This window comes from Pseudomonas sp., from assembly GCF_050739995.1.
Lineage (GTDB): Bacteria > Pseudomonadota > Gammaproteobacteria > Pseudomonadales > Pseudomonadaceae > Aquipseudomonas.
Window position 1 is genome coordinate 1 of record NZ_JBOICG010000320.1, and the last position, 2,269, is coordinate 2,269.

Here is a 2,269-nt window from a genome sequence, read left to right on the forward strand (position 1 = left end):
GGCTTGCTCCCGATGGCGGTGTATCAGTTAACACATCGGGAGCAAGCCCCCTCCCACATGAGAACTCATGCATATTCTATAATCGAATATAAAATTATATTTATATTATTTTCAAGTCTTAAAAACAGACTTTATAGTCGCGCCGTAGGCGAAGACGCGCAGTGCGCTTTAAGGCAGGATACGACTACCGCGTCACCTGCTTCGCTCAACATAAAAACACAGGGGCTCTTATGACTATTTCCGTATTCCGTCGTACGTTGTTGGTTGGCACTTTGGGGCTGGCACTGGGAGCAGGCTGGATGGGCCAGGCGATTGCCGGCGAGCAGTTGGATACCATCAAGAAAGCCGGCGAGATCAAGATCGGTCTCGAAGGCACCTACCCACCGTTCAGCTTCGTTGATGAAAGCGGCAAGCTGAGCGGCTTCGAAGTCGAGCTGTCCGAAGCCCTGGCCAAGGAGCTGGGCGTCAAGGTCAAGCTGCAAGCCACTCCGTGGGACGGCATTCTTGCGGCCCTGGAATCCAAGCGCCTGGACGCTGTGGTCAACCAAGTGACCATCTCCGAAGAGCGCAAGAAGAAGTATGACTTCTCCAAGCCCTACACCGTTTCCGGTATCCAGGCACTGGTCCTGAAAAAGAACGTCGACAGCATCAAGACCGCCAACGACCTGGCCGGCAAAAAAGTCGGCGTGGGCCTGGGCACCAACTACGAACAATGGCTCAAAGACAACCAGCCTAAAGCCATCATCAAGACCTACAACGATGACCCGACCAAGTTCCAGGACCTGCGCATCGGCCGTATCGACGCCATCCTGATCGACCGCCTGGCGGCTCTGGAATACGCCAAGAAAGCCCCGGACACCGCCGCTGCCGGCGACGCCTTCTCCCGCCAGGAAGCCGGCATTGCCCTGCGCAAAGGCGAGCCTGAACTGCTCGACGCGGTGAACAAGGCCCTCGACAAGCTGCGCGCCGATGGCACGTTGAAGAAGCTGTCCGAGAAATACTTCAACGCTGACGTCACTGAATAATGGAAGCAGGTTTCCAACTCGCACTAGACTCCGCGCCCTTTCTGCTCAAGGGCGCGTACTACACGGTGATTCTCAGCCTCGGCGGGATGTTTTTCGGCTTGCTGCTGGGCTTCGGCCTGGCCTTGATGCGCCTGTCGCGCTTCAAGTTGCTGAGCTGGACCGCCCGGGTCTATGTATCGTTCTTTCGTGGCACACCGTTGCTGGTGCAGCTGTTTTTGATCTACTACGGCCTGCCGCAAGTGGGCATCGAGCTGGACCCGATCCCAGCGGCGCTGATCGGCTTTTCGCTGAACATGGCCGCGTATGCCTGTGAAATCCTGCGTGCCGCCATCGCCTCCATCGAACGCGGCCAATGGGAAGCTGCTGCCAGCATCGGCATGACCCGTGCGCAAACCCTGCGCCGGGCCATCCTGCCGCAGGCCATGCGCACGGCGTTGCCGCCGTTGGGCAACAGCTTTATCTCGCTGGTCAAAGACACGGCACTGGCCGCCACTATCCAGGTGCCCGAACTGTTTCGCCAGGCCCAACTGGTGTCGGCGCGCACCTTCGAAATTTTCACCATGTACCTGTCCGCAGCCCTGATCTACTGGATCCTGGCAAGCATCCTGGCGCATTTTCAGAACCGCCTGGAAGACCGGGTCAACCGGCACGACCTGGAGTCTTGAAGCATGATCGTGGTTGAAAAACTGACCAAACAATTCAAGGGCCAAGTGGTGCTCAACGGCATCGACCTTGAGGTCAAGGAAGGCGAAGTCGTCGCCATCATCGGCCCTAGCGGCTCTGGCAAGACCACCTTCCTGCGCTGCCTGAATTTCCTCGAAGAACCCACCAGCGGTCGTATCAAGGTGGGTGATATCGAGATCGACAGCAGCAAGCCGCTCAATCAGCAGCAAGGCTTGGTGCGGCGCTTGCGCCAGCACGTGGGTTTTGTGTTCCAGAACTTCAACCTGTTCCCTCACCGTACCGCACTGGAAAACGTCATCGAAGGGCCGATCGTGGTCAAGAAGATGCCACGGGACGCCGCCATTGAACTGGGTCGCAAGCTGTTGGCCAGGGTCGGCCTGGCGGGCAAGGAAGCGTCGTACCCCCGGCGTTTGTCCGGTGGTCAGCAACAGCGCGTGGCGATTGCCCGTGCGCTGGCCATGGAACCCGAGGTGATCCTGTTCGATGAGCCCACCTCGGCCCTCGACCCGGAACTGGTGGGCGAAGTCCTGGCGACCATCCGCAGCCTCGCTGAAGAAAAT

3 protein-coding genes are annotated in these 2,269 nt (G+C 58.4%); all 3 read left to right on the top strand.

The genetic code is table 11. The annotated features are described in order from the left end of the window. Positions 1 to 230: 230 nt before the first annotated feature. Positions 231 to 1,025 carry a cystine ABC transporter substrate-binding protein gene (gene tcyJ / locus ACRESD_RS10755; RefSeq protein WP_431750890.1) on the top strand — a complete coding sequence of 265 codons (795 nt, stop codon included), beginning with the start codon at positions 231 to 233 and terminating at the stop codon, positions 1,023 to 1,025. Continuing rightward, positions 1,025 to 1,690, top strand: coding sequence for a cystine ABC transporter permease (gene tcyL / locus ACRESD_RS10760; protein ID WP_060754680.1), 666 nt, complete (start codon positions 1,025 to 1,027; stop codon positions 1,688 to 1,690). Before tcyJ ends, tcyL begins: the two co-directional genes overlap by 1 nt. A 3-nt stretch (positions 1,691 to 1,693) precedes the next feature. Further along, a partial coding sequence (locus ACRESD_RS10765) for an ATP-binding cassette domain-containing protein (RefSeq protein ID WP_431750891.1) occupies positions 1,694 to 2,269 on the top strand: 576 nt, incomplete at its 3' end.